6 protein-coding genes are annotated in these 6,276 nt (G+C 50.5%); 1 reads left to right on the forward strand and 5 read right to left on the reverse strand.

The window, feature by feature from the left end:
- The first annotated feature begins 45 nt into the window (after positions 1-45).
- Positions 46-855, forward strand: coding sequence for a spermidine synthase (locus A1830_RS12785; RefSeq protein ID WP_067706407.1), 810 nt, complete (start codon positions 46-48; stop codon positions 853-855).
- 308 nt (positions 856-1,163) lie between these two features.
- Here the strand turns inward: A1830_RS12785 and A1830_RS23790 are convergent, their stop codons facing one another.
- From A1830_RS23790 to A1830_RS12815, 5 genes are all read right to left on the reverse strand, one after another.
- Positions 1,164-2,333 (reverse strand): methyl-accepting chemotaxis protein, encoded by a 1,170-nt coding sequence (locus A1830_RS23790; protein WP_067706410.1) that lies wholly within the window; start codon positions 2,331-2,333, stop codon positions 1,164-1,166.
- A gap of 218 nt (positions 2,334-2,551) precedes the next feature.
- On the reverse strand, positions 2,552-2,923 hold the full coding sequence (locus A1830_RS12795; protein ID WP_067706413.1) for a hypothetical protein: 372 nt from the start codon (positions 2,921-2,923) through the stop codon (positions 2,552-2,554).
- A 575-nt stretch (positions 2,924-3,498) separates the two neighbouring features.
- On the reverse strand, positions 3,499-3,792 hold the full coding sequence (locus tag A1830_RS12805; RefSeq protein WP_067706419.1) for a hypothetical protein: 294 nt from the start codon (positions 3,790-3,792) through the stop codon (positions 3,499-3,501).
- A 33-nt stretch (positions 3,793-3,825) separates the two neighbouring features.
- A complete protein-coding gene (gene ycgZ, locus A1830_RS12810) occupies positions 3,826-4,071 on the reverse strand; it encodes a regulatory protein YcgZ (protein ID WP_067706422.1) in 246 nt (81 codons plus the stop codon).
- Positions 4,072-4,482: 411 nt separating this feature from the next.
- On the reverse strand, positions 4,483-4,794 hold the full coding sequence (locus A1830_RS12815; RefSeq protein ID WP_067706425.1) for a hypothetical protein: 312 nt from the start codon (positions 4,792-4,794) through the stop codon (positions 4,483-4,485).
- Positions 4,795-6,276 lie beyond the last annotated feature (1,482 nt).

The raw sequence follows: 6,276 nt of genomic DNA on the forward strand, positions 1-6,276 counted from the left end.
GTTAACCACCTTACGCTGCGCAAAAGGATGGGCCCTGGATTTAAAATGAAAAAAAGCATTTTTTTTGGCGACACAGATCTTTTCAGCATTAAAGGCGAACAGGTCTGTAAAGAATATGATGACTACGGCAACGTGACGGTAACAGACGATCGTAAATACCGCATCATGAGCTTCTACAGCATATATGAACAAACCCGAATGCGGATTGATACGCCCTTTTTACCCGTTCATAATTATATCAAAGCGATGCTGATGGGTATTACGCTAAGCCCGGCGGATTCGGTGCTTATTCTTGGACTGGGAGGGGGGAGTCTGGTTCGGGCATTGGATCACTATGACCCGTCATTAAAAGTCAGCGTCGTTGAGCTGAGAAAAACAGTGCTGAATGTGGCGCGGAAATATTTCTCACTGCCAGAAAATAATAATATTACCTATCATATTGATGACGCGGAAGCTTTTATCTCCCGGCAAAGCGGAAAAAGTTACTCCCATATATTTTCTGATTTGTACACCGCCGATGCGATGCTTCCTCTGCAGGAAAACACGCTTTTCTTCGATAGCTGTATCAGAAACCTGCGCCCGGACGGCTGGCTTATTCTGAACTATCATCAGATGCCCGCTTTAAACTCCCCGCTGTTTACGTCACTGATAAATCAGTTTCGCACAGTGCTCTACTGTCGCGTACCCAGTGGGAACGTCGTTCTGTACTGCAGTGACAAAACGGATCTGGCGGATTTGACAGTACTCAGAAAAACGCTGAGCGCGACGGGTACGCTCTTTTCATGCGATTTCTGGCCGCTGGCGCGTACGCTCGCCAGCCTGAAAGATAAAGTTTGCAGCAAAAGCGCAATTTAGTCTGGACCTAAAATGAGACGATTCTTAGTAATGAATATTGTTTACTTAAGTGATTGTTTTACCGCGCATTTAAAAACTTAACAAGCTAACTATTTGATGTAAAAGCATTTTAAACTGAAGGTCAGCCTTGTCAAAGCGCCTGTATGTTATATGCTTTAAAAGCTCATAAGCGCCTACCCAGGTGCAGGTGACTCAGGGACGAGCTCACCTTTTACGTCTGCATCCAAAAAAATCAGCAGAAAAGCCCCCTACGGGACTTAACCTGGCCGCCTTTGATGAATTCCTCATCATTTAACCGCAATTTAAAATCAGGGCTTATGACTGATTCTTTTCTGAAGTCGGGAAATCTGGTCGGTGATATCAGCCGTACGTTCCGCCAGACCTCGTATCGCACTGGCAATTACAGAAAAGCCCCGCCCATGTATCCCCGCCCGGGCTGCTTCAATGCTGGCATTGAGTGATATAAGCTTGATTTGCGCCGCGATATTGCCATTTTCTGAGACCAGTTCGGCGATCTCTTTTGCTGTTTCTGCGGTACTTTCCAGCCTGCTCTTTTCCATTTTGTCGTGAACCAGACGGTCCTTATGGGACTGGATGTCGATCAGCGCGCCAACCGCCCTCAGTGGCGTTCCATCCGCCGAGCGTCGGGTCTGCCCACGGGCGCGGAACCAGCGATATTCGCCACTGCGGAGCATTAAGCGATACTCAAGGTCAAAACCCGTCTGACCGCTTTTATCCATCAGATGGGCGCCAAAAGCATCAAGCGTAAACCCTTTATCTTCCGGGTGCAGACGTGAAGTCCAGCTTTCAAGCACATCAGGAAACTCTTCAACGGTTTCAAAGCCCAGTAATCTTCTGAACTGTGGGGACCACCAGAAGACGTTGGAAGGGTTCATTGGATTGCCATTGATGATATTCAGATCCCATAATCCATCGTTCAACATCTCTCGTGAGAGGTTAAAGCGGGTAGACAGGATCTCATATTCGGTGTTGTGATCGACAGCGTCCTGAATGTTTTCAATTATCCCGGTCAGCAGCGCGGCAGAATGTGCATCACCGGAAACGTATTTAGCGGCGACGCTAAACCACTGCCAGCCCTGATCCTCTACAAGAATACGATACCTGCCCGGCTTTGCTTCCGTGCCGATAGCATGATTCACCGCGTGTCGGATAAACAGCCGGAAAGCCTCTCTCTCATCACCATGAACCCGCTGAATCAGGTCAGCCAACGTTATGCTGGCCGTAGGGGGCAGATTAAGCAGCCCACATGCTTTAGACGAAAGCCAGACGCTGGTCGTTGGCTGATAATTTCCACCCTCGATCGCCCATACCCCTTGCCCGGAGATCGCCATCAGGCTTTGGAGTAAAACGTGATCTTTACTGTCCTGACAGCGGGCGGGCTGTAATTCATTCACGACGGGTATATCAGGGTGTATTACGGTTCTGGCGACCTTTTTTCTCATTATATTTTTTAGCATTACATTATCCTCTGGTGTGTTTCTGCTCTGTACAATAATTTCCATAGTTGTACAGCTACGGTTATCGGCAGCAATGCTAAAAAATTTGATTGAGGAGGGAAATTAAATTGTAAGACGACAGTACATTCCGTCAGGAGAAAGGAATTAGATAACACTTTATGCTGGATTATCAGCAACCCGCGTAAAAAAACCCATACACAGTTTGACGCGAAAAAATTTCAGGGCCTGGCCCCTTCCTGCCTCCGGCGTAACCCTACGCTCGCCATAAGTGCCCCCAGCGCGATAAGTGCGACAGCGACTAGCGCCTCACTCTGCGGGCTGGCCAGGGAGATCATCAGCTGCATTGTAAGGTCGCTATATCCCTCGCCCCCCGCGGCACCGCGCCACGCCATGGTATGGGTAACGACGGGCATCAGGCACGTCACGCACCACAGCAATAGCAGCACCCGCGCAATACCACGGGGAAGGCTTCTGCCATATCTGTTTATCTTAAGTCTTAATAGTCCATAAACTAATCCACCGCCCACGATCAGGATCGCTGAATGGATAAGCGCAAAGAAAAGAGTCACACCATGCATCTGTTCTGTCATTGTTTCTCCCTGAATTTCCCAATTATGCGTTCTGTCAGCAGGTTCCTATAAGCCTACACAAATCATGGGTTAAAATACAAATTTTTCTTATGTTATAAGGTTATTTTATTGTTACGCGAGGGCATGAGAGGCGTCTATTTTGTCATTTGATAGCGGCGCAATTCCCCCGGCTGGGGAAGTCTGAATGGACATCTTTAGGAAGGGATTGGTAGTGAGCTTCTCAGCAGGTTTTTTATTGAGTATCAAGGGTCGAGCCCTGCCAATAAGCAGACCGTCGGGCGCTTGATGCGCTAACCAGAGCGCCCTGTAGCGGTCCATGCCCTGTTTGCGTTATGCATGGTGCAACCGGCGGGCAGAGCAAAGTATCACCCTTAATTTTCAGATGCGTACAGGGAAAATGTCCAGGTGTGTACAGGGAACATCACCAGATGCGTATAGGGAAAATCACAGATGCGTACAGGGAAACAAGGCAGAGGATAAGAATGCAGAAGGTAATCGCCTCCCGGATAATGCTCCGACGGAAGGCACTTGTTAACAACGTTGTGACGCCCCCGGCCTGCGGGAGAGGATGTAGCCTAGTGCCTCCGCGTGCCGTCTGCGGGACCGTCGTTATTTAAAACGTGAATAACAGTGTCGCGATCGCTGTCATTGAGCACCGCCTGAGAACGCCCGGCCGCGAGGTAACGTCTGATTTCGCTGATGGCGAATTTGCAGGCACTTTTTAATTCAACGTCTTTTTCGGCAGCCGCCATTGCATTCAGTTGTTCCAGCAGCGCTGTGGTGCTGACGGGCGCAGCACCGCGCAGGAGTGCAAGTACGGCTTCGCCGAGCAAAATATCAGCCAGCTTTTCTTGTTTATTTCTTAGCATGCCACTTCTCGGATTCTGTTGAGAACGTAAAACTTACTCTCCACGGCCAAAAAGCATACCGATAAGCTCCTGCAGATGCTTTTCCTGCTCAGAACCAGAGGCGAGTTCCAGACGACGCAGCAGTTTGGTACAGAGGGCTTTACGATTTAGATTTCCACCCGCCCGCAGGATCTCAACCACGATTTGTCCCATGGTTTCCTGCTGCGAGGGCATTACAGATTCATTAAAATAGCGTCTGATATCGGCTTCAATTACTGGATTTGAGCTGTCCTGGCGCATGTAAATGCCTCTACGTCGTTAAGTTTAGAAAGTGTTGATGTTACTGAGCGCTAAAGTTATACATCTTTTTTAAAGTTGTACAGAGATAACGTTTTTACGATACCTTTATTCTTTTGCAAAAAATGCTTAGCCTTGTTTATCAACAAATTATAAATAACCTGCAGAAAGCAATACAACGTGTGAACGTTACAGGACGGGTATCAGTTTTATGTACAGGTAAGAAGATATGCGGTTGGGCAATCGGCCTGTTAGCCTGGAAGCCCGCCCCGGTTGCGGCTTACACCGCGCAGACGCGGCGTGGGTTACTCCAGGTTCTGTTATCTCGCGCATCCGTGCGCCCAACGGTCGCTTATCAATATGGCTCCACCTTCAGCACGGGCTGTACAGTTTTTCAGGCATGACTACCTCTGGTCAGGCTTTACGCGCTATGGCGACCTCATCCAAACTGAAATCTGCCAGGCCCTTAAGGCTACCGGAGCATTGAACCCGGTCGGGTACGTCAGAAGGAGCCTCTGTCGCCTGGCCGCGCTGTCTGAAGCGCTGCAGCCATTTCCGGGTGGCCCAAATGTCGAGCAGGCGTTCATCATCCTCTTCCTTCTCACCCATTTCTGCCAGCCTGCCGAGCAGCGCGGCTACGCTGATTTCTACCTTAAAGGAGAGCAGGCTTATCGCTGCCTCACCCATTATGACGTACCGTTTTTTTTCATCATCACCTATAAACATGGAGAACCTCCGGTACGTTAAGTTATTAGAATATCTGCCTGACACTGCAAACATTAATACACATTAATTTTTTTTGCTTTTTAATTAGCTGACAGGAAACCTATGAATGAAAGAGGTATAAACGATTGAAGTTAAATTCTTATTAAGTTACTGATTTAAATAGAATTTAACATCGTAACCAATCACGCAAGGTATTATCATTCGGTCGATTTAATTTTGTGAATACAAATTTTAGTATCGTGACTATAAAGATATTTTTAGCAATACTTCCCCATCATAGTTTTACCTTTGTTGTTTGCAGAGAGGTCAAAACCTGCTCCGGTGACAGGGCTATGTTGTTTGCAGCAAGGTCAACACCTGCTCCGTGACAGAGTTGTGTTGTTTGCAGGCAGGTCAAAACCTGCTCCGGTGACAGGGCTATGTTGCGGGTCAGAACGCTGGGGGCTTCACTGCCGCATCCCTGCGGCAGAGACCCGGCTTTTCTGCTCCGCAACACCGCCTTCTGGCGCGGTATTGTTTGCAGCAAGGTCAACACCTGCTCAATGACAGGACTGTGTTGTTTGCAGGCAGGTCAAAACCTGCTCCGGTGACAGGGCTATGTTGCGGGTCAGAACGCCGGGCCGCCGTAAACCCCTCCCTGGGGGCTTCACTGCCGCATCCCTGCGGCAAAGACCCGGCTTATCTGCTCCGCAACACCGCCTTCTGGCCGCTGAGTGGCCTGCGGATTCTCTGGCAGTGGCTAAAGTCAAAACCTGATCCGATCACAACGGCCTTATCTGCCGAAAGTTTTGTAGGCCCGAGCCGGACGTGGGGAGGTTTCTTTGCAGCGACTGTATAGCCTGAGGCCAGGCGGGGACCGTTGGCAGAGCGGACCGTCGAGCGCAGGGATGCGCGAGCCGAGCCCACACGGACGTGCTTGCGGCGTGTCCGCGTGACAACGGTCCCCGCAGGGCTNCCGTCGAGCGCAGGGATGCGCGAGCCGAGCCCACACGGACGTGCTTGCGGCGTGTCCGCGTGACAACGGTCCCCGCAGGGCTTTGCACCTTATCATCGCAACGATAATAAACGTTGCAGATGCCAGCCAGGTCAACGCCTGCTCAGTGACAGGACTGTGTTGTTTGCAGGCAGGTCAAAACCTGCTCCGGTGATCAGGCTATGTTGCGGGTCAGAACGCCGGGGCGCCGTAAACCCCTCCCTGGGGGCTTCACCGCCGCATCCCTGCGGCAGAGACCCGGCTTATCTGCTCCGCAACACCGCCTTCTGTCTGCGGCGTGATCTGCTGGTTATCTGGCCGTGGCTAAAGTCAAAACCTGATCCGATTACGACAGCCTTACCTGCCGAATATTTTGTAGGCCCGAGCCGGACGTGGGGAGGTTTCTTTGCAGCGACTGTATAGCCTGAGGCCAGGCGGGGACCGTTGGCTTAGCGGACCGTCGAGCGCAGGGATGCGCGAGCCGAGCCCACACGGACGTGCTTGCGGCG

Origin of the sequence: Erwinia sp. ErVv1, from assembly GCF_900068895.1 — a bacterium.
Classification (GTDB): Bacteria; Pseudomonadota; Gammaproteobacteria; order Enterobacterales; family Enterobacteriaceae; genus Erwinia.